Origin of the sequence: Desulfobacula sp. (assembly GCF_030145145.1) — a bacterium.
Classification (GTDB): Bacteria; Desulfobacterota; Desulfobacteria; order Desulfobacterales; family Desulfobacteraceae; genus Desulfobacula.
This window is the reverse complement of the sequence record NZ_JAQYWD010000007.1, coordinates 66,716-91,996: the sequence shown is the minus strand read 5'-3', so window position 1 is coordinate 91,996 and position 25,281 is coordinate 66,716. Positions and strand designations below refer to the sequence as shown.

At 42.8% G+C, this 25,281-nt stretch carries 23 protein-coding genes; 10 read left to right on the top strand and 13 right to left on the bottom strand.

What is annotated here, in order from left to right:
• Nucleotides 1-104 precede the first annotated feature (104 nt).
• Together Q1Q15_RS05405 and glmM are read left to right on the top strand one after the other, a co-directional pair.
• Complete coding sequence (locus Q1Q15_RS05405; protein ID WP_300457451.1) at nucleotides 105-1,349, top strand: protein GlmU; 1,245 nt, start codon at nucleotides 105-107, stop codon at nucleotides 1,347-1,349.
• Nucleotides 1,350-1,359: 10 nt separating this feature from the next.
• Nucleotides 1,360-2,697: a phosphoglucosamine mutase gene (glmM, locus tag Q1Q15_RS05400; protein ID WP_300457449.1), complete on the top strand. Its 1,338-nt coding sequence runs from the start codon at nucleotides 1,360-1,362 to the stop codon at nucleotides 2,695-2,697.
• Between the two features lie 139 nt (nucleotides 2,698-2,836).
• On the opposite strand, the gene Q1Q15_RS05395 is transcribed toward glmM, so the two are convergent.
• Nucleotides 2,837-3,544: a Bax inhibitor-1/YccA family protein gene (locus tag Q1Q15_RS05395; RefSeq protein WP_300457447.1), complete on the bottom strand. Its 708-nt coding sequence runs from the start codon at nucleotides 3,542-3,544 to the stop codon at nucleotides 2,837-2,839.
• Nucleotides 3,545-3,839: 295 nt separating this feature from the next.
• Here Q1Q15_RS05395 and xseA point away from each other — a divergent pair, with 295 nt between their 5' ends.
• The 6 genes from xseA (at nucleotide 3,840) to fusA (ending at nucleotide 11,119) form a co-directional block, all read left to right on the top strand.
• Nucleotides 3,840-5,195: an exodeoxyribonuclease VII large subunit gene (xseA, locus tag Q1Q15_RS05390; protein ID WP_300457445.1), complete on the top strand. Its 1,356-nt coding sequence runs from the start codon at nucleotides 3,840-3,842 to the stop codon at nucleotides 5,193-5,195.
• Nucleotides 5,173-5,400, top strand: a complete 228-nt coding sequence (gene xseB, locus Q1Q15_RS05385; protein WP_300457443.1) for an exodeoxyribonuclease VII small subunit — start codon at nucleotides 5,173-5,175, stop codon at nucleotides 5,398-5,400. Before xseA ends, xseB begins: the two co-directional genes overlap by 23 nt.
• Nucleotides 5,393-6,307, top strand: coding sequence for a farnesyl diphosphate synthase (locus Q1Q15_RS05380; protein WP_300457565.1), 915 nt, complete (start codon nucleotides 5,393-5,395; stop codon nucleotides 6,305-6,307). The genes xseB and Q1Q15_RS05380 overlap by 8 nt, the downstream gene beginning before the upstream one ends.
• A 26-nt stretch (nucleotides 6,308-6,333) precedes the next feature.
• The gene (gene dxs / locus Q1Q15_RS05375; RefSeq protein WP_300457441.1) at nucleotides 6,334-8,217 is read left to right on the top strand and encodes a 1-deoxy-D-xylulose-5-phosphate synthase; all 1,884 of its coding nucleotides are present in this window, start codon (nucleotides 6,334-6,336) and stop codon (nucleotides 8,215-8,217) included.
• Nucleotides 8,201-8,974, top strand: a complete 774-nt coding sequence (locus Q1Q15_RS05370) for a TlyA family RNA methyltransferase (RefSeq protein ID WP_300457564.1) — start codon at nucleotides 8,201-8,203, stop codon at nucleotides 8,972-8,974. Before dxs ends, Q1Q15_RS05370 begins: the two co-directional genes overlap by 17 nt.
• 69 nt (nucleotides 8,975-9,043) lie before the next feature.
• Entirely contained in the window at nucleotides 9,044-11,119 is a 2,076-nt protein-coding gene (gene fusA / locus Q1Q15_RS05365; RefSeq protein WP_300457439.1) for an elongation factor G, read from the top strand.
• A gap of 121 nt (nucleotides 11,120-11,240) precedes the next feature.
• On the opposite strand, the gene Q1Q15_RS05360 is transcribed toward fusA, so the two are convergent.
• The 3 genes from Q1Q15_RS05360 to Q1Q15_RS05350 are packed head-to-tail and all read right to left on the bottom strand — an operon-like array spanning nucleotide 11,241 to nucleotide 14,183.
• A complete protein-coding gene (locus Q1Q15_RS05360; RefSeq protein ID WP_300457437.1) occupies nucleotides 11,241-12,347 on the bottom strand; it encodes a spore photoproduct lyase family protein in 1,107 nt (368 codons plus the stop codon).
• Entirely contained in the window at nucleotides 12,344-13,276 is a 933-nt protein-coding gene (locus tag Q1Q15_RS05355) for a ParB N-terminal domain-containing protein (protein WP_300457435.1), read from the bottom strand. Before Q1Q15_RS05355 ends, Q1Q15_RS05360 begins: the two co-directional genes overlap by 4 nt.
• Nucleotides 13,277-13,295: 19 nt before the next feature.
• Nucleotides 13,296-14,183 carry a phosphoribosylaminoimidazolesuccinocarboxamide synthase gene (locus Q1Q15_RS05350; protein ID WP_300457433.1) on the bottom strand — a complete coding sequence of 296 codons (888 nt, stop codon included), beginning with the start codon at nucleotides 14,181-14,183 and terminating at the stop codon, nucleotides 13,296-13,298.
• Between the two features lie 343 nt (nucleotides 14,184-14,526).
• Here Q1Q15_RS05350 and Q1Q15_RS05345 point away from each other — a divergent pair, with 343 nt between their 5' ends.
• Nucleotides 14,527-15,828 (top strand): TolC family protein, encoded by a 1,302-nt coding sequence (locus tag Q1Q15_RS05345; RefSeq protein ID WP_300457431.1) that lies wholly within the window; start codon nucleotides 14,527-14,529, stop codon nucleotides 15,826-15,828.
• Between the two features lie 281 nt (nucleotides 15,829-16,109).
• On the top strand, nucleotides 16,110-16,424 hold the full coding sequence (locus tag Q1Q15_RS05340) for a hypothetical protein (protein ID WP_300457429.1): 315 nt from the start codon (nucleotides 16,110-16,112) through the stop codon (nucleotides 16,422-16,424).
• A gap of 5 nt (nucleotides 16,425-16,429) precedes the next feature.
• On the opposite strand, the gene aroC is transcribed toward Q1Q15_RS05340, so the two are convergent.
• The 9 genes from aroC to lpxA form a co-directional block, all read right to left on the bottom strand.
• Entirely contained in the window at nucleotides 16,430-17,485 is a 1,056-nt protein-coding gene (gene aroC / locus Q1Q15_RS05335) for a chorismate synthase (RefSeq protein WP_300457427.1), read from the bottom strand.
• A complete protein-coding gene (gene aroL / locus Q1Q15_RS05330; protein WP_300457425.1) occupies nucleotides 17,485-17,997 on the bottom strand; it encodes a shikimate kinase AroL in 513 nt (170 codons plus the stop codon). The genes aroC and aroL overlap by 1 nt, the downstream gene beginning before the upstream one ends.
• 2 nt (nucleotides 17,998-17,999) lie before the next feature.
• The gene (gene aroA / locus Q1Q15_RS05325) at nucleotides 18,000-19,256 is read right to left on the bottom strand and encodes a 3-phosphoshikimate 1-carboxyvinyltransferase (protein ID WP_300457423.1); all 1,257 of its coding nucleotides are present in this window, start codon (nucleotides 19,254-19,256) and stop codon (nucleotides 18,000-18,002) included.
• Nucleotides 19,257-19,260: 4 nt separating this feature from the next.
• Nucleotides 19,261-20,073, bottom strand: coding sequence for a shikimate dehydrogenase (locus Q1Q15_RS05320; RefSeq protein WP_300457422.1), 813 nt, complete (start codon nucleotides 20,071-20,073; stop codon nucleotides 19,261-19,263).
• A complete protein-coding gene (locus Q1Q15_RS05315; protein WP_300457420.1) occupies nucleotides 20,066-20,932 on the bottom strand; it encodes a chorismate mutase in 867 nt (288 codons plus the stop codon). The genes Q1Q15_RS05320 and Q1Q15_RS05315 overlap by 8 nt, the downstream gene beginning before the upstream one ends.
• Nucleotides 20,933-21,162: 230 nt before the next feature.
• The gene (locus Q1Q15_RS05310; protein WP_300457419.1) at nucleotides 21,163-22,401 is read right to left on the bottom strand and encodes a hemolysin family protein; all 1,239 of its coding nucleotides are present in this window, start codon (nucleotides 22,399-22,401) and stop codon (nucleotides 21,163-21,165) included.
• A gap of 104 nt (nucleotides 22,402-22,505) precedes the next feature.
• Nucleotides 22,506-23,663, bottom strand: coding sequence for a lipid-A-disaccharide synthase (gene lpxB / locus Q1Q15_RS05305; protein ID WP_300457418.1), 1,158 nt, complete (start codon nucleotides 23,661-23,663; stop codon nucleotides 22,506-22,508).
• Nucleotides 23,664-23,675: 12 nt separating this feature from the next.
• Nucleotides 23,676-24,494 (bottom strand): UDP-2,3-diacylglucosamine diphosphatase LpxI, encoded by an 819-nt coding sequence (gene lpxI / locus Q1Q15_RS05300; protein WP_300457416.1) that lies wholly within the window; start codon nucleotides 24,492-24,494, stop codon nucleotides 23,676-23,678.
• Nucleotides 24,495-24,499: 5 nt separating this feature from the next.
• A complete protein-coding gene (gene lpxA / locus Q1Q15_RS05295; protein WP_300457414.1) occupies nucleotides 24,500-25,270 on the bottom strand; it encodes an acyl-ACP--UDP-N-acetylglucosamine O-acyltransferase in 771 nt (256 codons plus the stop codon).
• Between the last annotated feature and the right edge of the window lie 11 nt (nucleotides 25,271-25,281).

Here is a 25,281-nt window from a genome sequence, read left to right as displayed (position 1 = left end):
GCTCCCATTGAAAGAATGAAATACCAGAAGTCTTTAATTATCTTACGGAACCCGTTGAGCCGGGTCAAGGCTTGATTGAGAAAATACCTTGACAATTCAACCCATTGACAATTATTTATACGGTCATGGAAAATAATATTGTTAAGGTCCTCATAAAAAAAGGGGTAACCATCCCCAATCCTGAATCCGTCTACATATCATCAGATGTCAATCCCAACAGGATCTCAGGTGAAAATGTTACGCTTTACAGCGGTTGCAAGATCGTTGGAAAAAAATCCCTGATCATGAAAAATTCCCACATCGGATATGAAGCGCCGGTAACAATAGAGAATACACTGGTGGGTGAAAATACAACCTTAAAGGGCGGTTTTTTTAAAGAAAGTGTGTTTGCCGGTGACAATTCATTTGGTTCCGGTGCCCACGTAAGAGAGGGCACCATACTGGAAGAACAAGCCAATGCAGCTCATACAGTGGGTCTCAAGCAAACCATTTTATTTCCATTTGTGACGCTGGGCAGTCTGATTAATTTTTGCGACTGTTTGATGGCAGGCGGAACAAGCCGTAAGGATCACTCGGAAGTGGGCTCTTCTTTTGTTCATTTCAATTATACGCCCAATCAGGACAAAGCCACGGCATCCATGATGGGGACGGTTCATGATGGGGTAATGCTGACGTGTAAACCGATTTTTCTGGGCGGGCAGGGCGGGCTTGTAGGACCGGTCAGGATCGGATATGGCTGTATCACGGCGGCGGGATCCATCATACGGAAAAATGAATTAAAACAGGATCGTATGTTACTTGGCGGTGCGTTTAAAGAAATTTCACTTCCACGGCAATACGCTGTTTATAAAAACGTATCCCATATTTATAATAACAATATCTATTACATTGCAGGTCTTGTGGCATTAAAATCCTGGTATAAACACATCCGGCCGCTGTTTGTTTATGATGAGTTTTCCCGGGCATTGATCAAAGGCATGCAGGACAGCCTGGACACGTGTATCAAAGAAAGAATTCATCGGTTAGCCCTTTTTTGTGAAAAATTACGCCTGTCAAAAGACATCCTTGTGTCACAAACAAAGGACAAACATTCAAAATTAATTATGTTGCATGATCAAGCCATGGAAAGCGTTAACCGCGCCGCCCCAATTTTTAAAACTGAATGTGACAATGAAACATTACCTAAAACGGGTGAAGACTTTGTTCAGGCAGTTGAAAAAAAAATATCCAGAACAGAAAAAATATATATACAGGTGATTCAAAGCCTGGCATCGGATGAAATCAAAAAAGGCCGTCAATGGTTGTTTGATATTGAACAGGGAATGGTTGAAAAATTATTAATCGGATAGGAAACGATACATGGGAAGACTTTTTGGAACAGATGGCATCAGGGGTGTAGCAAACACGTACCCCATAACCTGTGAAATGGCCTTAAAAACAGGGCAGGCCATTGGAACCTATGCCAAACAGAGCGGGTATGGCACCGTTATTATTGGAAAAGACACCCGGATTTCCGGTGATATGCTGGAATCCGCCCTTGCAGCAGGGGTTGCATCCACCGGCAGTGATGTCCTGCTGGCCGGGATAATCCCCACACCAGGGGTGGCCTATTTGTGTACTGCCATTGACACGGCAGGTGCCGGCATTGTCATATCCGCGTCTCATAATCCCTATCAGGATAATGGCATCAAAATTTTCAACCGGGGCGGGGTAAAACTTGACGATGAACAGGAAGATAGAATTGAAACAGATATCCTCGATTCTCATATTGTTCCACGGGGGAATGTTGGAAAAATATCTACAATTTCAGATAGTTTGAAATTATATGCTGACTTTTTGCTGGACGGGTTTCCTTTTGGGAAACTTAACAAACGATTGAAAATTATCATTGACTGTTCCAACGGGGCTGCGTCAAAAATCGGACACCTGGTTTTTAAAGACACCTGGTTTGACACTCGATTCATATATGATTCCCCTGACGGAAAAAATATCAACGATGACTGCGGCTCACAGCACACGCAAAAATTACAGCGGCTTGTGGTTCAGGAAAAAGCAGACCTGGGCCTTGCCTTTGACGGAGATGCCGACCGCTTGATTGCCGTTGATGACGCCGGCAGGGAGATAACAGGGGACTGTATTCTTGCTGTCTGTGCAAAATTTGCAAAAGAGACCGGGGGACTGAAAAAGGAGGTAGTTGTAAGTACAATCATGAGCAATATCGGCTTAACCAAAGCCCTGGACAGCATGGGGATACATCACATCAAATCAGATGTGGGAGACCGAAGGGTCCTGGAGGAAATGAAAAAATCCGGGGCTGTCATGGGTGGAGAAGACTCCGGACACACGATTTTTCTGGATCACCATACCACAGGAGACGGCATGCTTTCGGCGTTAAAACTGATTGAGGTGATGCTGGGCACACATCAGACGTTATCCAGCCTGGCATCGGTTATGACGGTTTATCCCCAGGTCCTGATGAATGTCAACGTGGATGCCTCCCGCCCGGATTTTACTAAAATAAAACCAATTGCAGATACAATTCAAGCGGTTGAAACTGATCTGGGGGATAAGGGCAGGGTGCTCATTCGCTACTCGGGAACACAACCGTTGCTCCGGGTGATGGTGGAGGGTCCGGACCCGGAATTGACAGAAAAATATTGTCTTGATATTTGTAACAGCATCAAAAAAAACATATAAATAGTTTTTGTTTGAGCATAGCTCCTCTATGAGCCGCCCAAAAAAAGCGTTTCCGGTCAGGCACCAAATAAAAACGGGCAGTCAATGTCAATCAACTGCCCGTCTCTTTTTATTTACTGAAATACAGTCTTACCGAAACTTAATCCCTGCTACCGCCAAAAATGTGAAGCATCATAATAAACATGTTGATAAAATCAAGATATAAGGAAAGCGCCCCCATTAAAGCACCTTTTCGGATCATTGCACCGGATGCATTGTTGGGAATCGTGGCTGACATGGTTTTTAATTTCTGGGTGTCATAGGCTGTCAGGCCGATGAATACAACCACCCCGATATACGATATCATCATCTGCATGGCTGAGCTCTGCAGGAAAATATTGACAACCGAGGCAATGACAATACCAATGAGCCCCATGAACATGAAACCGCCCAGGGAGGTCAAATCTTTTTTGGTGACCATTCCATACACACTGCAGGCAAGAAAGGTAACCGAACAGATCAAGAATGTAGAGACAATGGACGTGGCTGTATAGCGCAGAAAAATGTAGGACATTGTCACACCATTCAAGATCGAGTAGATTGTAAACAATGCCGTTGCTGTGGTTGCTTGTATTTTTTGAATCCTTGCACTCAGGAAAAAGACAAATCCCAGCTCTGCAAAAATCAGTATCATGATCAAACCGGGAGTTCCGTATACCAGCTCACGCATGGTCTCGTTGTGAGAGACATAATATGCGGTAAACCCTGTAAGGGCCAAAGCAATGGCCATCCAGTTATATACGCTTCTAATAAATGAATTTGTTTTTACAAGTACGGTATTTTGTGAAAAAGCTGATGTTGAATCCATTTTGTTCCTCCAAAAAAGTTAATAACGTTAGCATTTGAACCTTAATATAACACGAAAGGGCAGGATTTCAAGATTACAATTTAGTTAAGTGTTGAATAAGGGCTCCAGGCAGTCATCGATAAAAAAGTTAACATAATATATATTATCAGACCTTAAAGAACTGGGTCGATTTTACCCCAATGTTTCAGTCCTGTTAAAAAGTCTGCTCACAGGGTTAAAAAATAATTTTATTGTGAAAAAAGCGGCTTTGTTTTATATATATAAACTTTGCATTCTACTTGGTTATATAATGATTATGGCAGAAAAAAAAACCGGACAAATTTATACTGTTTCTAAATTAACAAGGGAAATCAAATCCCTTTTAGAAAACACCTATCCCTTTGTATGGGTCACCGGTGAAATTTCCAATTATGCCGTGCCCGCTTCAGGTCATTCTTATTTTTCTTTAAAAGACCAGCAGGCCATCATCAATGCCGTGATGTTCAAGAATCAAAAACGCAATTTAAGGTTCAAACCTGAAAACGGTATGAAAATTAATGGCTTGGCAAGACTTACCCTTTATGAACCCCGGGGGTCTTATCAACTCATTTTTGAGCATTTGGAACCCGAAGGTGCCGGTTCCATGCAGGTTGCCTTTGAACAGCTGAAAAGAAAATTATCTGAAAAAGGATTTTTTGACGATAAACATAAACGACAGATCCCTTTTTTACCGTCTGCCATCAGTGTGATTACTTCCGGAACCGGGGCGGCTGTCCGAGATATTATCATAGTTGCCAAAAGACGGTTTTCAAACTGCCGTCTTGACATCTTTCCGGTAAACGTCCAGGGAGATGGATCGGAGAATGACATCTGTGAGGCCATCAACCGTGTCAATCAACTTAAACGCTCAGATGTAATCCTGCTTGCCCGGGGTGGCGGATCCTTGGAAGATCTGGCTGCATTTAATTCCGAGATGGTGGCAACCGCCATTTTTCGTTCTGACATACCTGTTATTACAGGTATTGGCCATGAGACTGATTTTACCATTGCTGATTTTGTTGCGGATCTCAGAGCGCCAACCCCTTCTGCAGCTGCTGAGCTTGCCCTGCCTGATAAAAAAAACCTGGTTCAAGCGGTTTCTAAATTGCAGGCAACGCTAAATACTGCGATCAATAAAAAACTTCGTGCCGACCACCAGATGATTTTTCATTTGATTTCCAGATTAAAAAACCCTGAAACAATTGTTTATGATTTTAGATTCAGGCTTGAAGACTATGAATCCCGATTAATCAACATGATGCGGCGTTCTTTACACTATAAAAAAGGGAAACTTCACTGGTTATCTGAAAGCCTTCTTTCCCAACAGCCGGCGAACAGGGTTGCAGATTACAAGCGACAGGTTAAAACACTCTCCACCGCTTTGACCCATCATTTTCAACATAAATTTCAACAGATAAAAACAAATCACCGGGAATTGAGTTCTCAACTTCAGGCGCTGAACCCGGCAGCTGTTTTAAGCAGAGGATACAGTATCTCAAGGTTTGTGTCTGACAAACGCGTTATTACCCATTCGGGCCATGTAAAAAAAAATGATCAAATAGAAATTATTCTTTCTAAAGGACGACTGATTACAAGGGTGGAAAAGACAAATGACGAAAAAAAAATCATTTGAGGCTGCGTTAAAAGAGCTTGAAGAAATTGTAAGACAAATGGAATCCGGGGACCTTTCCCTGGAAGATGCCGTTAAAAAATATGAATCAGGGATGAAACAGTCAAAATATTGCCTTGATCTTTTAGACAAGACAGAAAAAAAAATATCCCTGTTGACCAAGGACCGGGAGGGTAATTTGAAAGAAGAGCCATTTGAAGATGAATAATGTGGCGTTTAACCTGCGGCAATACCTGGATGAAAAGCAATCACTGATCCAACAGTATTTAGAACGGATTCTTCAGCCGTATGATCAACAGCGGGAATTGATTATGGCCATGGGCCATTCCCTTATGGCCAAAGGAAAACGGCTGCGGCCTATTTTGTCAATGGCTGCGGCCCAGGCCTGTGGAAAAGATTTCCTGCCTGCCCTGCCCGCCTGCTGTGCCATTGAAATGATCCATACCTATTCTCTGATTCATGATGACCTGCCTGCCATGGATGATGATGATTTAAGGCGCGGCATACCCACCTGTCATAAACAGTTTTCTGAAACCACTGCCATACTGGCTGGAGATGCATTACTGACCCATGCATTTAATGTGATATCACAACCAGAACCCTTTTTTGACATCTATCCGGACGATACCACAAGACTTCAATTGATCGCCAGAATTTCAAATGCTGCCGGAATTCAAGGCATGGTTGAGGGACAGATACTGGATATGCAGTCGTATCAATTGGAACAAAATGATCGCTTCAGCCATCTAAAGAAGATACATGCCCTGAAAACCGGCAAATTAATCACTGTTAGCGTTGAGGCGGGTGCCATCAGTGTCGGGGCTGATCCGGAAACGATTGTAAAATTAGTTTATTATGCCGATCAAATCGGTCTCGCGTTTCAGGTTGTAGATGATATTTTAAACATTGAAGGGAATCCGGAAATCATGGGAAAATCTGCCGGATCTGATGTAATAAATGATAAAATGACCTTTCCCGCAATCATTGGATTGGCGGCATCAAAAAAATATGCCAAACAACTCATTGAAAATGCCATTGATGTGATATCATCCTTTGATGAAACCGCAACCCCTTTAAGAGCGATTGCCACCTATATTATTAACAGGGACCATTAAAAAAAAGAAATTGAGGTTGATAAATTTTGAGTTTTCTTGAACAAATAAAAACGTCCAAAGATATTAAACAACTTTCCAGACAAGAACTGAAACTCCTGGCCGGAGAGATTCGCAAACGGATCATTGATGTGGTTTCAAAAAACGGCGGGCATCTGGCCTCAAGCCTTGGGGCTGTGGAGTTGACGCTGGCAATTCATTATGTTTTTAATTTGCCGGAGGATACATTAATATGGGATGTCGGACATCAATCCTATGCCCACAAGCTGCTTACCGGAAGGAATGACCACTTTGATACCCTTCGCCGGTATAAAGGCATCTCGGGATTTTCAAAAATAAAAGAGAGCCCCTATGACGGATTCACGGTGGGGCATTCCTCAACCTCAATTTCTGCAGGACTTGGGATCTGTTATGGCAAACATTTAAACAAGGACGATTCTGATGTTATTTCGGTCATCGGAGACGGCTCTCTGACCGCAGGGTTGGCCTATGAAGGATTGAACCAGACCGGAGAGTTGAAAAAACGCAACCTTATTGTTATTTTGAACGATAATGATATGTCCATTTCCCCTAATGTGGGTGCCTTGTCTTCTTTATTAAGCCGTACTTTTTCAGCCAGATATCTCCAGACCATGAGAAATCAGTTCGGTGCCTTTTTAAAGTCTTTACCAAAAATTGGTGCTGACATGTATAATATTGCCAAACGATCTGAAGAGTCGTTTAAAACATTTATGACACCGGGGATGTTGTTTGAAGCCTTTAATTTTGATTATTTCGGTCCCATTGACGGACATAACCTGGATCATCTCATCGATATTCTAAACAATATTAAAAACCCTGCAGATCCTATTCTTCTGCATGTTACAACGGTCAAAGGCAAGGGATATGAACCGGCTGAGAAAAATCCGGTATATTTCCATGGCGTGGGGTCGTTTGCCGTGGATACCGGAAAGAGCACAAAAAAATCCAACGGTATTCCCACGTACACCCAGGTGTTTGGTTCTCATATGGTTACACTAGCCCGGGCGAATGAGAAAATTGTTGCCGTGACAGCTGCCATGCCCGAGGGAACCGGATTGATCGAATTTTCAAACCTGTACCCGGACCGGTTTTTTGATGTGGGGATTGCAGAACAGCATGCCGTAACATTTTCAGCAGGGCTTGCTTCCAGGGGATTAAAACCGGTTGTGGCCATTTATTCAACATTTTTACAAAGAGCCTTTGATCAGATCCTGCACGATGTCTGTATTGATGCCCATCCCGTTGTATTTGCCATTGACCGGGGCGGCATTGTTGGCGAAGACGGCCCCACACATCATGGCCTTTTTGATTATGCATATCTTCGCTGCATGCCAAACATGACCATTATGTCACCAAAAGATGAAAATGAACTGGCGAGAATGCTGGTTACCGCCATCCAGCATACCGGTCCTGTGGCCATTCGATACCCCCGGGGAACAGGAGAAGGCGTTGAAATTGAGGACAATCCAAAACCGCTGGAAATGGGGAAAGGCCAAGTGATCTGTGAAGGGGATGATCTGTTGATCATTGCCATCGGAAAATCCGTATGCGAAGCCCTCAAAGCTGACAAGCAACTGAAAGAATCAGGGATTCATGCAACAATTATCAATGCAAGATTTGTCAAGCCCCTTGATGCGGTTCTGATGGTAGAATATGCAATGAAAATAAAAAAAATTATCACAGTGGAAGAACATGTCCTGGATGGTGGATTCGGATCTGCTGTTTTGGAAATGTTAACGGATGAGGGTGTGACAGGATTTTCCCTCAAACGGATTGGTATTAAAAATAAATTTGTTGAACATGGTCCCCAGGATATTTTAAGAAAAGATTATGGCATCGACCATTCAACGATTGTATCCACCGCAATGGAATTACATGGCCATCAATTTTAATCGAGGCATAAAGAATAAAACCAGGCTTGATTGCCTGATCGTTGAAAAGGGGTTGGTTAAATCCCGGCACCGGGCAAAAGCCTTAATCATGGCAGGCAAAGTATTTGTAAATGACATGCCCTCGGATAAACCCGGTGCGTTGATTGCCCAGGATGCAATCGTCATTGTAAAGCAGGATGATAATCCGTTTGTCAGTCGGGGGGGACTGAAACTTGAAAAGGCCCTAAAGAGCATTCCTATATCCGTAAAAGGATTCACCTGCCTTGATATTGGTGCTTCCACCGGTGGGTTCACCGATTGTCTGCTTCAATTCGGGGCCGGCAAAGTATATGCTGTGGATGTGGGATATGGTCAGTTTGACTGGTCTTTGAGACAAGATAAAAGAGTGGTGGTGATTGAAAGAACCAATATCCGACATATGCCCTATGAAGTGATCAATGAAAAAATGGATGTCATTGTGGCGGATACGTCATTTATCTCACTCAAGGTGGTTATCCCCGCTGCGGAAAAATTTATGAGAGACGGCACACAGATTTTAGCATTGATTAAACCGCAGTTTGAAGCAGGGAAAAAAAATGTTGGCAAGGGTGGTGTTATAAAGGATCCTGAAATCAGGGAACACGTGATAAAAGACCTAAAAGGTTTTTTTACCGACAAAGGGTATCAAATAAACCAGGTGGTCCCCTCCCCTATTTCAGGTCCAAAGGGAAATAAAGAGTATATTATATCCTTAACTTTTAAAGAAAATTTAAAATAACACTATTAATTTTATTTAAATTTTATTATTTAAATATAACTTTTTATTAATTGTTTATGAGGAGCAGTAATGAGCGAAGACATTAAAAGCATGAGAAATGTTGCTCTGGCGGGCCATGGAGGTGCAGGCAAGACAAGTCTTGCTGAGGCTATGTTATTTAAAGCCGGAGTTACCAATCGTCTTGGAAAGGTTGAAGAAGGCAATACCGTCATGGACTTTCAGCCTGAAGAAACAAGGAAACAGCAGAGTATTAATACATCATTTATCAAGTATACGCATAATAAACATACGATTACGTTGATGGATACCCCTGGTGATCAGAATTTTTTCTCTGCTGCGAAAACATGCTTTCCTGTCGCAGATTGCATGGCATTTGTGATTGACGGTGTTGGCGGCCCTTCCGCCATGACCGAAGAAGCTGCCGCCAGTGCCCTGGAATATCATTTACCCGGTTTTGTTATCGTCAATAAGCTAGACCGTGAAAGAGCGGATTATACAACCAGTATCGAGGCCTGCAAAACAGCACTGAAAAAAAAGATCTTCCCCATTTGCTACCCCATCGGTGCGGAAAATGATTTTAAAGGGTTTGTAAATATAATTTCAGGCCAGGCCTATGCGTATGATGCGGATGGAAAACCCGGCAAGATTGATATTCCTTCTGACATGTCAGATGATATTGAAATGGCAAAAGAAGAATTTATTGAGAATATAGCGGAACTCAATGATGACCTACTTGAAAAATATCTGGAAGGTGAAAAAATTTCAGAGGACGAACTCAAAGCAACCTTCAGACAGGGGATTATCGATGCTCAGTTTTATCCGGCTATTTGTTGTTCCGCCACAAAAATGATCGGTGTTGAAACCATATCCGATTTTATCAATGATTATATGCCGTCACCCCTTGACAGAGGAGACTGGATAGCCATTGATGACAAAGGAGAAGAGGTTATTGTATCGCCTGATCCGAATGCAGAATTCTGCGGATTTGTTTTCAACACCATTGTTGATCCCTATGCCGGAAGACTTTCCCTGTTCAGAGTGATTTCAGGCACCCTTGGAAAAGAAGGGAATATCGTTAATACGACAAAAGATACAAAAGAGAGATTTTCACAATTGCTTGAGATTGCCGGCAAGGAACAAAAAACCATTACCAGTGCCCTTCCGGGCTCCATCGTTGCCGTGGCCAAATTAAAAGAAACCCTGACCGGTGACACCTTGACCGGTGGAAAAGAAATTCAGATCCCAGCCCCCAAGCCGATGCCCCCGGTTATCTCTTTTGCCATCTCACCCAAAGCGAAAAGTGATGAAGACAAAATCCACGAAGCCATCAGAAAAATTCTTGAAGAAGATACCGGACTTTTGCTGGATAGGAATAAAGAAACCAAACAGACCATTCTGTCCGGAAGGGGTCTTGTTCATATTGAGGTAACCGCTGAAAAAATTCTAAGAAAATTTAACGTGGGCATGGACATTGAAACACCAAAAGTGGCCTATCGTGAAACCTTTAAGAAAAAAATCCGGGTTCAGGGGAAACACAAAAAACAATCGGGTGGACATGGTCAGTATGGTGACTGCTGGATTGTTCTTGAGCCCCTCCCCAGTGGATCGGGATTTGAATTTGTAGATAAAATTGTCGGTGGTGTTATCCCCAAAAATTATATCCCTGCGGTTGAAGCAGGGGTAAGGGAAGCCTCCCAAACGGGTATTCTGGCAGGTTTCCCGTGTGTGGATTTCAGGGTTACCGTTGATTTTGGGTCCTATCATTCTGTGGATTCATCTGAGATGGCCTTTAAAATGGCAGGATCCCTTGCCTTTAAAAATGCGGCTGTGGAGGCAAAAGCAACCCTGCTTGAACCGATCATGAAAGTCTCTGTAAAGGCGCCGGAAGATAATACCGGTGATATTATGGGGGATCTTAATTCCAGGCGCGGTCGGGTTCTGGGCATGGATTCCGACGGCGATAAGCAAATCATCAACGCCCTTGTTCCCATGGCTGAAATGCTTCGTTATGCACCGGATTTAAGCTCAATGACCGGTGGCAGAGGGACATTTACCATGGCATTTGAACAATATGATGTTGTGCCGGGGGATATGGCACAAAAGGTCATTGACCGGGTAAATGCTGAAAAAGAAGAAAACAAATAAATAGCGTTTAGTGTAAGCCATCAAAACCGGACAGGCGAGACAACCATATCTTAACCTGTCCGGTTTTTTTCTGCTGAATGGTTAGGTCAGATCATGATTTTTTTAAAATACCTGTTGGTGGTTATAGAAGCCTGGAATTCAAATGACAATGAGTTACCGCACTTTTATCCAACAGACGTCCAAGTTCTCCCTCTTTTTTGGGGAAAAATCCCATGCATTTTTCCCAGACTTCCTGGTCTTCCATACAAAAATATACCATCAGATCCGGTGCATATTCTTTTATGCATGAAATAATTTCCTTGTAGAGGGCTATTCTCAAGGGTTTAAAATATCTCATTTTATTATCCAGGCCAAGGATAAATTCCCCATAACAAATGGTGGACCGGTTGAATCGTTTTTCAATGATCTGCTTTAGTTTGGGCATGAACCGGAATGTACCGATGCTGATCCATACAATACTTTCAGGACGGACATATTCAAAAATCTGTTGGATGACTGTTTTATAATGACGCGCGCAGTCCGGATAAATCACCAGCGGATCAAAATGAAACGCAAGCCTGTAACCGTTTGATTCTGCTATCCGGGCGGCCTCAAGGCGGGCCGTAAGAGATGCTGTGCCCTTCTCCTCCGACCGGATAACATCCGGGGTGTTCAATGACCAGGCAATAACTGTTTTGCCATTGTGATCAAGGGACAGCAACGATTCAATATTGACGGTTTTGGTTTTAAGCTCCAACAGACAATTGTTTTGCCGGGCAAATGTGTTAACCAGGAATTCAGGCAAAAGGCTTACTTTTTCCCAGATCAGTGAATCTGTATATTCACCCGTTCCGATCCTGAAAATCTTATTTTTGCTGAACATCTTCTCAAGGGTATGCCCCAGGGTTTCAAGTCCGGCAAAGTATTGCAGGACCGGCGGATGGAAATAGGCCTGAAGAATGCAATACGAGCAATCCATGGTGCAGAAGGTGCCGGCATGCAGAATCGTATAATCACAACAGGTATAATAACTGGTTCCCGGGCATTCCCGGATGACAGCCCCTTTGTTCCGGGTAATATAAAGCGTTTTTTTCGCTTTTGATATGGGATCATCTGCAGCAGTGATAAAATTGTAAACACTGCTTGGATCATCAATCCATTGCGGAACGGTTTTCAGTTTTGAAATCAGGTAATCGATTTCAAAAGTCAAGGGGAGGTCCTTATCAATAAAGAGCGTGTCTATTTTCATGGATGAAAGATGTCTTTGAGAGCCGGGTTTGACAAAGCGGTATGAAGGGTCTGGACAGTGGCGGCAAACTCATCATATCGTTTGGCCTTAAAGGAGATGCCATAGTATTGACCTTCGAAATTTTCCGGTGGCAAAAACTTAATGTTGCCCCCCAGCTTCAGGGCGCTTATTTTTTCCTGAACCCGTTGATGTGTCTTGAAAATGGTGGGGAACCGCCGCTCAAAAAGATAGGTGCGAAGCAGGGTGGTTTTTATTCCCGGGGCTGTGTTTTCATCAAACAAAAGCGCCTGGATCTCTTTGGCGTTAAAGAAGTTTGTGGGGTCAATGGCATCTCTGGCAACAATTTCCATAATATACTGTATAATTTCAAGCTGTTTGCTGCTGGAGGCTTTGATCTGTGAAAAAATTTTTAAAAAAATATTAATCATGCCTGTCTCACATACAGAAATTTTTTTGGCCGTATTTAACGTTAGATTACCCAGGTGAATCAGCGCCAACGCAGGATCCGGCAAAGCCCCAATGGTGATTAGATCTTCTACAAATCGGGCATTCAGTTCCGTATTAAAGATGGCCGGTGATTTTTGTACGATCTGTTCTTTTTCCAGAAAAAAAGACAGCCGTCCGGTACATCGTATGAGTTCGGCATGGGTTAATGGTCTTTGAAACGCAAGTGCCGTTATGGCGTGCAACAGGCAGCGATAATCACTGGTATCGGGGGGTGTTTGATTGACAATTATTTTGGTTTCATTATTATAAAGCTGGGCTCTGATCCGGTTAAACCCTGAAATAATAATACATTTATTGTTTGTGGGCCTGACAAGGGGAGGACACATCAGGCCTGTTTCTTTAATTGAACGTGCAAGAAAGGCCACGCTGGTTTCTTCAAACGACATTTGATATCGGTCATCGGTTAAATCAATATCAGACAATAGTATTTCACAAGGCGAATTAAACATTTTCACCGGTCAAACGGGTGTATATTTCTTTGTAGGTTGTTGCGGTCCTGTCAATAATTTCCTGGGGAAGCCTGGGGCCAGGCGGTGTTTTATCCCATCCGGAGTTAGTGAGCCAGTCCCTGACATATTGCTTATCAAAACTGTTCTGGCTTTTTCCAGGCTCATATTCGCTCAATGGCCAGAACCGGGATGAGTCCGGCGTCAGGATTTCATCAATAAGGATAATCTTTCCGTCTAACAGTCCAAATTCAAATTTTGTATCGGCAATGATAATGCCTTTTGAGAGGGCATATTCAGCGCCTTTCGTGTATAGTTCAAGGCTTAATTCCCTGAGTTTGCAAGCAATGTCATTGCCCACCAGTTTTATGGTTTCATCAAAACTGATATTGATATCATGATCTCCAACTTCGGCTTTGGTGGAAGGCGTATAAAGCGGTTGGTCCAGCTTATCCGATTCTTTCAGGCCCTGGGGCAATTTAATGCCGCACACCTGCCCCTCTTTTTGATAGGAACTCCAACCGGAACCGGTGATATAGCCTCTTATAATACATTCAACGGGAAGCGGTTCTGCTTTTTTTACCAGCATGCTGCGTTTATCCAAAGCCTTGGAATACGCTTTAAATTCATCCGGATATTCATCTACATCAGTCGTGATCATATGATTCGGCACAATGCTTTTCATTTTTTCAAACCAGAATACAGAGATCTGATTCAATACTTTTCCCTTGTCCGGGATCATATCCGGTAACACCACATCAAACGCTGAAAGCCTGTCAGTTGTAAGCATCAACAGGGCTTCTCCCGTGTCAAATATATCCCTGACCTTACCCTGCCGGACCAGTGAAAGACCTTCAAATTGAGTCTCTGGAATGGATGCCATCACAATCTCCTTATTTTATACCATTTGGTTACTCAACTTTCGGACTTTAGCTTTAATGAACAGGATCAGTGTTGCCCAGACGCTTAAAAAGTGTCATAAAAAAAGCCTGACCCCATGTAAAAATAACCAATTCCGAAAGTTGAGTTAGTTAGATAATTTTGGGTGTTTAATAACATAAAATAAGATATTTATCCATTGTTGCAACAAAAAGATTTTACAGGTATAACCATCTACTAACCTGCCGTATTTTGCAATACGCTAGCTTTAGTGGTTTGTAAACTTGACGTGGATTGCAAAATGATAATATTGTGGGATTAATTTTCAAAACAGATGAGGTTTCCAGATGAATAAAATGCCAGTTCAATTATTTGTTATTTTTTTTATGATCGTTCTCAGCCAGATGCCGGCCCATTGTCAAAAGACATATTCGCTCTATGAATTGGCCCAACTGGCCAATATGCACAGTGAGACCATTAAAATTGCCCGGGATGATGTCTATATCGCCCAGCAGGACAAGGCCAGGGCATTATCTGTTTTAATCCCCCGGGCCATCGGTTTTGGTAATATTATGGAACACAAAGATGAAGATATAACAACCCCCGATACAATGACAATGGGGGTTAAGTTGAAACAGTCTTTTACCCTCAATGGCAAAGAATTGATTGCCCTGGATGTCACAAAAAAAACCATTGAGGGCAAAACATTTTCCCTGGAAAGCATCCGTTCCCAATACTTGCTGCAGGTGGCCCAGACCTATTACAATATTTTAAGTGCCCAACGATTCCTTGAAATTGCTGCATCAGATGTGAAGCGGCTGACCACCCACAGGGACGCTGTAAATGAAAAATTAAATGTGGGAAATGTTACCAAGACGGATTTGTACCGAGCTGAAGCAGAATTATCCAAATCATTGACCGAACAGGTCAGGGCAGAAAACCGGGTGCTGCAAACCAAGGCCGCCTTGCACAATCTTGTGGAGATTGAGGATGATTATACTCTTCAACGAGAAGATATCGGCGGAATTGAAAATTATAACACCACCCTTGAAGATATTCAAAGTTATGCCTTAACAAATAGAATGGAAATAAAAGAAGCAAAAAAAAACCTTGAGATAGCCCAAAAAACCATTCAATTTAAAAAAAGCGATTATTGGCCGGTCCTGTCCCTGGAAGCAGGATACAAAGAGACAGATGTCTCGTATGATATTGCCCTGGGCAAAACAGAATATGATACCGAAGATCTTTATTTTACCGGTGAGCTTGTCTTCACCCTATATGATGGTGGGTTAAGAAAAGCCGAAATCCGTCAGGCGATTGCAAACCAGCGAAAGGCAGAAAATGCATTGGCCCTCCAGGAAAAAACCATTATCCTGGATTCAAAAATTTCTTTTCTGGATTACAAAGCTGCAAAAAGTGCCTTGTTAAACTTACAGGATGAGCTGAAGTTTTCTCAGGAAAACTACAATGCCGTTCAAATGCAGTTTAAATACGGGATGGCGGACAGTATTGATATAATGGATGCAAATACACTTCTCGTCTCAGCTCAAAGAAGAATTTTAGATGCTAAATATATCTACTATCTGTCTGTGCTTAAAATTCTGTACACTAAGGGAGATTTAATTGCTTTCCTTTCAAACCCGGTATAGATGGTGAGGGTTCATTCAATTAAAATAAAAAAATAGCCCTTTTCCCGGCACCCCTTAACCCCTCAGAGTGAAATGGATATTTGATCCCGACAAACTGCTAAACCCCCTTATACTTGCGGTGAATCCACAATGTTTGTGCCTGCAGAGCTTGACTTAACCCATTGGTTAAAATATTCTTAGCACAGTGGCGTTACGGACCGCCAATGAAATAAGGTGAGCAGATCAGCTTATAAAATTGGCGGTCCCAAGCTTGTTATGATGTGTTTTATAAGGAGAATCAAATGTATGAAATAATTGCAAACCCTGAAGACTATCAGATTGACCATCTTATCAATGGAACCGGTAATGCAAATATTGAGATTTCCAAGGAAGAACGAGATACATGGGCGGGTGAAATTGTAAATTTCAGTGAACGATTGACGGAATTTGCAAAAAGATCCAAGGCCCTTGCAACCCTTCTCTCCAGCCCGGAAACGATCTCTGCAACCCCCGCTTCATTAAAAACCTTGAAGATTCAATTGTTTATGATCAATGATGCATTGACCACCGCCATTGAAATTTCAGATAAGCTTGAATTGGATATTATAAAAAAATAAATCTGTCAGCCTAATGTTTTTTGACGTAACAGATGGTCTGTGAGGACAATTGCCATCATGGCCTCACAGACCATGTTAATTCTTGGGATGGCACAGATGTCATGACGACCTTCCGTTGAAATTTCAGCGGGATGACCATTTTCATCAACGGTCTTTTGAGGTTTCAGTATCGACGGTATTGGTTTGACATGAACCCGGGCAATGATATCCTCTCCGTTTGAAATCCCTGCCAGAATCCCCCCGGAATGATTTGTCCGGAATCCATCCGGTAAGATCGGATCATTGTTCTCACTGCCTGTCATTTGAGCGGCACGAATCCCCGCCCCGATTTCCACTGCCTTAACAGCACCGATACTCATCAATGCCTTGGCAATATCCGCATCCAGTTTGTCAAAAACAGGGTCTCCTAACCCTGCAGGAACATTGGAGGCAATGATCTCAACCACACCGCCCAGAGAATCCCCCTGTTTTTTTACGGATAAAATTTTTTGTTCCATCTCATGGGCAGCTTCCATGTCAGGACAAAGCAATGCATTCGTATACTTGTCAGACATGTTCTCGATCCGCTGGGCCCGAATACCGCCAAGTTCAAGGGTGTAATTGTCTATTTGAATCCCCTGCTGATCCAGTACCGCTTGTGCAACGGCACCGGCTGCAACCCTTGCAGCGGTTTCCCTTGCAGAAGCTCTGCCGCCGCCCCGAAAGTCCCGGATACCATATTTTGCCTGGTACGTGTAATCTCCATGCCCCGGTCGGAACAGGGCGGCGATCTGATCATAGGATTTTGATTTTGCATCTTTGTTTTCAATCAAAATCATAATGGGCGTTCCAGTGGTCTGGCCCTTAAACATACCGGATAAGATAATCGGATGGTCCGGTTCTTTTCTTTTTGTGCTGGAAACCCCCTGCCCCGGCTTTCTTTTATCAAGGGCCATTTGTATCCGGTTCTCATCAATTTTCAGGCCCGGAGGACATCCCTGGATCACAACGCCGATGGCCGGGCCGTGTGATTCTCCAAAGGTGGTAATATTGAATGCTTTACCAAAACTACTGCCTGACATTAAGATAACCTCCTGTCAATGATATTAACGATTTCCCGGGGGGAATAAAACCCGGTGTCAATCTTTATCTGGGCTGTCTTTTCATATAATGGTTTTCTAAAGTTTAACACGTCACTGGTTTCTTTCAAAAGGTTGTGAGAGGTAAGTGATGGACGGGATTCCGGGGTATGATGATCCATCTCCAACCGGTGCAGAATGGTCTTGATATCGGCATCAAGCCAGATGGAAATGCCGTTTGTTTCGATAAATTTCCGGTTTTCCGGATCGATAATCATACCACCGCCTGTGGCAATAACCGTATTCGTCAGGTGTTGTGTCGTAAACAGGACCGTCTTCTCAATGTGTCGAAATTTTTCCCAGCCATGGGTTTTAACAATTTGAGAAATGCTTGATCCGGTCTGTTGTTCAATCATTTGATCCGTATCCAGAAATGCAATATTCAGCCGATCGGCAAGCAGCTTGCCAATGGTTGTCTTTCCGGTGCATCTATAGCCAATCAAAAACAGTTTCATCTCTACAACGCTTCAAAAATTTTCCAGTACTCTGGAAAAGATTTTTCAACACAGGTTTCATTCTCGATTTCCATGCCATTCACCAGCAGGCCTGGAATGGAAAATGCCATGGCAATCCTGTGATCATTAAATGTTTCTATTCTCGCACCCGTTGGATTGCCGCCGGTGATCTCAAGATAATCCTCGCCCTGGCTTACCCGGATACCCATCTTCATCAACTGTGAACAGACCGCATCAATCCTGTCACACTCTTTTTCCCGTAAATGTTTAATGTTAACGATTCTGGTTTTCCCTTTGGCAAAGCTTGCAACAACGGCAATGGCAGGGACTGCATCCGGCGTATCAGACATATCCACATCAATACTGTTCAGTTGGGAACCGCAGACGCCGATCTTCTGGTCTTTTATCTTTACGGTACACCCCATCTGTTCCAGGATTTTGATCTGCTTCAAATCCCCTTGCAGAGAATTTTTGCTGATATTTTCAACCGTTATCATCTTCCCCGTAATCGCGCCAATGGCCCAGAAATAACCGGCATTGGAAAGATCAGGCTCCACAAAAAAATTGCCTGGAACATAGGACTGCTGTCCTGGAACCGTGTAATGGGTGGTATCTGCCCGATGAGCATCAACCTTGAATTTTTTCATAATATCAAGGGTCAAATCAATATAGGGAGATGACACGGGCGGGCCGTCAAGGTGAATATCAAGCCCGTTTTTCATCACTGCCCCCATCATCAAAAGGGAGGACAGGTACTGGCTGCTTTTGGAACAATCAATGCGGACGTTCCCCCCTTCCCTATTGTTTCCCCGGATATAAACCGGAGGGGTACCATTTGGATTTTCCGAGGTTGCCTGAATTCCCAAAAGCGTTAACGCATCAAGCAGTTCTACCATTGGACGTTCACACATGCGCGGATCACCGGTGAGGGTATAACCGGTGTTGCCCAGGGCAGCTATGCCGGCCAGCAGTCGCATGGACGTGCCTGAATTGCCCAAATAGATATCTTTGTGGCAGGGGTGAGGTGTTCCACCAAACCCTTTAACCCTGTAATGGTGCCGTTTAATCGGTTCAATGATGGCCCCCATCTGCTTCAATGCATCACGGGTCAGCAAAATATCATCACTTTGAAGCACATTTTCAATTTGGGAGGTTCCTTTGGAAAGGGATGCACAAATCATCATGCGATGGGAAATGCTTTTGGAGCCTGGAATCACAACCGCCTGGTCTTTTATCTGTTTGGGTTCAATCTGTTTCACTTCATTACACTCCCTTTATGATGACGTTCCGCATTTGTTGTATATCCGGTGATATGCCGGTCCACAGGTTAAATTGGGCCGCCCCCTGATGAACGAACATGGACAGACCATCAATGGTGCTAGCCCCTTTTTCCTCTGCCTGGGACAATAACTTTGTTTTCAAGGGCGTATAAACAATATCCATCACGATCATTTGAGACGTCAGAAGATTTGAAGGAACGGGTGAACGGTTAACATCCGGACGCATACCAATGGATGTGGTGTTGATGAGAATATCCGCCGGGAGGGCATTCATTTTATTGATTTTCTCCATGGATATAAAATCAGCACGGTACTTAACTGCCAGGCGCCTGCCCCTGTCTTTGTCCCTGTTGATAATCACAAGCGCCCCCCCTGCCTTGTGGATGCCGTACGCAACCGCCTGGGCTGCCCCTCCGGCACCCATGACACACACTGTTTTATTCTTGATACCAAAGGGTGTTAGCGGAGCGATTGCCGCTGTATAATCTGTATTATATCCAATAAGCGTTCCATCCTTGTTCACAACCGTGTTTACCGCACCGATATCCATTGCATCCGGATCAATTTCGTCGAGACACTCCATGATGCCTTCTTTAAACGGTATGGTGATGGACGCCCCTTTGATATCCAGGGTCCTCATTGCGGCAACAGCCTTTGAAATCTCTTTGATTTCAAAGGCCAGATAAACGGCATTCACATGATGCTGTTGGAAACAGGCATTGTGAATCAACGGACTTTGGGAATGTCTGACCGGGTTTCCGAAGACACCGTAGACGTGTGTTCGGGAATCAATCATACGGCATGGCCTCTTTGATAAATACAGGATAGGACCCCAGTATTTTTAACGACAGGGAATGTGCCTTAATGTCATCAATGGTATCAGAAACCTGCTGATCCTGATAATGCCCTTCAATATCAAGGAAAAAATAATAACTCCAGTTTTGATGCCGTGTGGGCCTGGATTCCAGCTTCAACATATTCAGGCCTGCCCTGTCAATGGGTTCAAGTGCTTTAAACAAGGCACCCGGTTCATGTGACGTGGCAAACAGGATGGATGTCTTATCCTTTCCAGACGGCTGGGGCACATCTTTGCCAATAACAAGAAATCTTGTTATATTCCGAGAATCATGGGAAACCGGTTCATAGTGCTCTGCACAAATATTCAGATCAAAGTCGGCGAACAGATCCAGTGTGTGGTTCACGGCACCTTCAATTGAATTTTCAACAGGAACCACCCCGAAATGACTTTGATCTTTTTCAACTTCCCTGAAAATTTCATATAAATTTGGCTGTTCAACAAATTTACCGGAATGTTTAAAATGGGCCAATGCTGCGATGTGTGTAAAGCTGGCTTCAGGACCCAGAAAGGAGATGGTTCTGGGCTTTTGGATTTCCCTTGTAGCGGTAATAATGACAGTGAAAAAATATTTTAATAATGCGTTGTCTGCCGGTCCCTGATTCATCTTAGACAGTCTTTCGATAAGGTTTCGTTCCCGGTTTCGATCAAGGATCGGGCTGCCGGTTTCCTTTTTGATGATCCCGACCTTTTTACCGATTTCCAGTCGCTGATTAATCAAACTTAACATTTTTGAATCAATGCGGTCTATTTCATCCCTTAACCGGCTCAATTCGAATTCAAATTTTTTTTCATTCATTATGGTCAACCATTCAATTGATAATTAATAAAAAAACCGCATCAGGTGTTGAATCTGCTGCGGTTTTAATTGCCTTTTAATGTGCTGGAAGGATATGCTCACCACAGATGCAGTATGGTATAAAAATACCAGAAAAATAAAAAACGTCTGTCAGTGACGACCATATTCATATGTCCTAATAAAAAGGTTAAGTCTTGAAAATTTATACTCAGGGCATGGATATGTCAAGATTATTCTTTTTTCAGGATAAAACTTTGTATTCTGTTTCCATCCATATCTTTAACCGTCGCCATCCAGTGATCAATCATAATTGAATCCCCCGGCTTTGGAATTCGCCCGATCTGTTCGAGAAAAAATCCTGAAAATGTATCATATGTATTTGATTCAGGAATTTCGATTTCAATTCTTTTATTTAAATCATCAATGTCAATCTTTCCTGATACCAGCCAGTGATTCCCTTTAAGCCTGACAATATCAGGTACCATCCTGTCCGTTTCATCAACAATTTCACCAATAATTTCTTCAATAACGTCTTCAAGGGTAACAATGCCTGAGATCCCCCCGTGTTCATCCACGACAACAGCGATATGATTTTTTTTCTGCTTAAAATCTTGTAACAGAGAGTCTAATTTTTTGGATTCAGGAATAAAATAGGGTTTTTTCATGATTTTTTTAACATCCAGAGGGGCGCCGGAATCTGATTCGCAGGCTTTTTGAAAACTTGAAAACAAATCTTTCACATGCAAAATACCAATAATATTATCAATGGTATCTTCAATCACCGGAATCCTGGAATACCCTGTTTTGATAATTTCTCCAATATCCATGTCCTGGGAGACATCTATCACGAACATATCCCCTCGTGGTGTCATGATTTCCGAGCACGAGGTATCGTCAAATTCAAAGATATTGGTTATAAATTCTTTCTCTTCTTCTTTTATCTCTCCATCTTCTTCCACCACTTCCACCATGGTCATGAGCTCATCCTCCGTCACCGTTTCATGAGACATATCACCATTCCCGTGAAGCTTGGGCATAATATTCAAAAGATAGACCAACGGGAAAAATAATTTTGAAAACCAGAAAAGCGGATAAATCACAATCCGGGCAACAAGGATATTATTGTGATTGGCAAAGGTTTTGGGGAAAACTTCACCGAAAATAAGAATGAGCAGTGTCATTGTGCCGGTTGCAATACCGACGGCATTGGACTTAAGGTATGAGATGGCAATAGACGTGGCAATGGCTGAAGCACCGATATTGACGAGGTTATTTCCAATCAGGATAGTGGTTAAAAGCGTTTGGGAATCTTGTTTCATGTTTAGAATCAACTGCCCGGTTTTAGAGCCGTCTTTGGCAATATGGAGCGCCTTTATCTTGCTGATGGAAAAAAGAGCGGTTTCAGATGAGGAAAAAAAACTGGATAAAAAAATACATATCACCAGTACCGTCAATTCAAAAACTATCAAAACAGAAATTGTATCCTTAATGGTTTAACTATAATTAATGGGTTTTTTATATGAAAGTACTCTAATAATATTCAGGCCACTTTGTCAAATTTAATATCGATATGTTATGTTTTCAGCAGATTTATTGCAATCCTGGCCGACCTTTTTGAGACCCCTTTATTCCCCAGTAATTTTCTAATGGGTTTTAACTGATCCTGGAAGTTCGTCAAATGATCCAGCATATATAATGTCTTTCGACTTATTTTTTCAGGCGTTGCATCCTTTTGCAGGAATTCCGGCATCACTTCGGCATTCACAATTAAATTTGCCAGCCCGGCATATTTTATTTTAACCAGCAATTTTGCGATCCGATAACTGACAGCGGACATTTTGTAAATAATAAGGGTGGGAACACCACAAAGTCCAGCCTCAAGCGTAACCGTTCCGGAAGCTGCCATAACCAGATCCGATTTACAAAGGATATCCTTAACCGGTCCACTATCGATTTGAAATAATTGAGTATGGTCGTATTTTTTTAAAATGGAGATCAGGCTTTCCTTAGGGATTGACGCCGCTTGAGAAACAATAAAAAAAACGTTTGGTTTGGTTTGATGAACCAAAAGAGCCGCTTGAATCATAATTTCAAACAATTTTTTGATTTCAGCCTTTCTGGATCCCGGAAGAAGACCAATAACCAGGTGATCTTTGTTTTGTAACCTTAAGGGGTCTGTGTGAAAAAGGGTCGGGGAATCGTTTTCAGGGTACACATCCATCAGGGGATTTCCCACATAAGTAGCGGGAATACCGGCTCGTTTGAATATTTTTTCTTCAAACGGAAAAATTAATGCGGCATGATCGACATATTTTTTTATCTTTTTCAGCCTGGATTTTTTCCATGCCCAAACTTTTGGTGTGATATAATATAAAACAGGTATCTGGTAATGATCTTTGGCAAACTGGGCCGCTTTCAAATTAAACCCCGGGTAATCCACAAGAATAATCAAATCCGGTGTGTTCTCCTTGAGTTTTTCTTTGAACAAATCAAAGGCATTTTTGATCTGTCTAAACTGCATCAGAACTTCAGTAATCCCCATGGCAGAAAGCTTGGCAATATGATAGAAAAGATCTACCCGCTGATTCTCAAGATGCATGCCCCCTATCCCTGAAAAATAAATGCGGTTATCCACCTGTTTGATTTCTTTGACAAGATGCCCTGCATGAAAATCACCGGACGGTTCACCGGTAAGAATCAAGATATGTCGCAACTTTACAGGGAAATTCATTCTGGGTACCCTTCAGGTGATATCATCATCAGTCACCCCAAGAATGGTCATATGATATCGATTTGCCAGACGGATCATGTCTTCCCGGTCAAATGCAATGGATTTCTCCGCTTCAAGAACAAGTACCCTGGCCCCGGATTCATGCATTTGCTCAATGGTCCGGCAGCCGGATGACGGCAGATCAAACCTTAGGTCTTGGGATGGCTTGGACAATTTTATCACCACAGCACCCTTCTGGTGAGACAACCTGCCCCCTCTTTTAATGGTCTCATCTGTCCCGTCAATGGCTTCCACCGCAAGAACGGTTCCATTGCTGATAACAATACATTGACCGATATCCAGTTTTCCGATTTGTTTTGCTATTTTCCATCCCTGAACAATATCTTTTCCTTCAGCTTTATCCGGCTTTCTTTTCGTCCAGCACCCTTTGGGGCTGAGCAGTTCCGGAAGAAGAAAAGTGGATGGCAGGATTTTTATCCCTTCTTTAAACAATAAATCTGCAAAAGCGGTTAAAACAGAATCATCATGGGTTCTAACCGTTTGTGCGATAAAGGAGAGCGCCTTAAAATCCGGCCGAATATCTTTGAAAATATTACTTTTCCTGATACTGCCCAGCATGACGGCTTCAGTAATATGATGGTGTCTAAAATATTTGATCAATTTGGAAATCTGACCCAGATAAAGCCATTTAAGTTCTTCAACATGATCTAAAAGACACGAATCCGTCTCAGCGTTAAACCCAACAGCAAAAATCGTATACCCTTTTTCCCGGGCTTTTTTTGAAAAAAGAACTGGGAATTGCCCGCCGCCGGCGATAAGTCCAATCTTCATTTTTTTTATCGGGTCACACCCCTGTTTGACTCCATAATAAATTCCGTAAAATTTTTCACTTCAGGAATCGGTTCTACTTCCGCTTTTACCCTTTCCGAAGCCTGCTTAACCGTTAATCCGATTCGAAAAAATATTCGATAGGCTTTTTTGAGTTGTTGAAGTGTTGATTTGGGAAATTGATGTCGCTTCAACCCTACATTATTCAGACCATGAAGCGTTGCGCGGTCCCCGGCGGCAATCACATATGGAGGGATATCTTTGACCACTGCGGATTTTCCACCGATATAAGCAAAATCTCCAATTTGAACGAATTGGTGAATGGCAACCAACCCCCCCACCGTAACATTGTTCCCAATGATGATATGACCGGCAAGAGTGGAATTGTTGGCAAGAATAACCTGTTTTCCGGTTTTACAATCATGGGCGATATGGGTATAGGCCATCAAATAATTTTCTTCTCCCACCTGTGTAATGCCCCCCCCGAATTCAGTGCCGCGGTTAATGGTCACAAATTCCCTGATAATGGTTCCCCTGCCAATGGTCAGAAAGGTTTTTTCACCATGAAACTTCAGGTCCTGGGGTGCACCGCCAACAGAGGCATATTGAAATATCTGACAATTTTCTCCAATGGTCACATATTGATCAATAATGGTATAAGGGCCGATAGTTGTTCCGGACCCAATGCGAACATCTGATTTGATAAGGGCATAAGGACCAATTGTAACATTGCTGTCAATTTCAGCTAAAGGATCAACAATGGCTGTGGGGTGAATCATTTTTGCTCCGT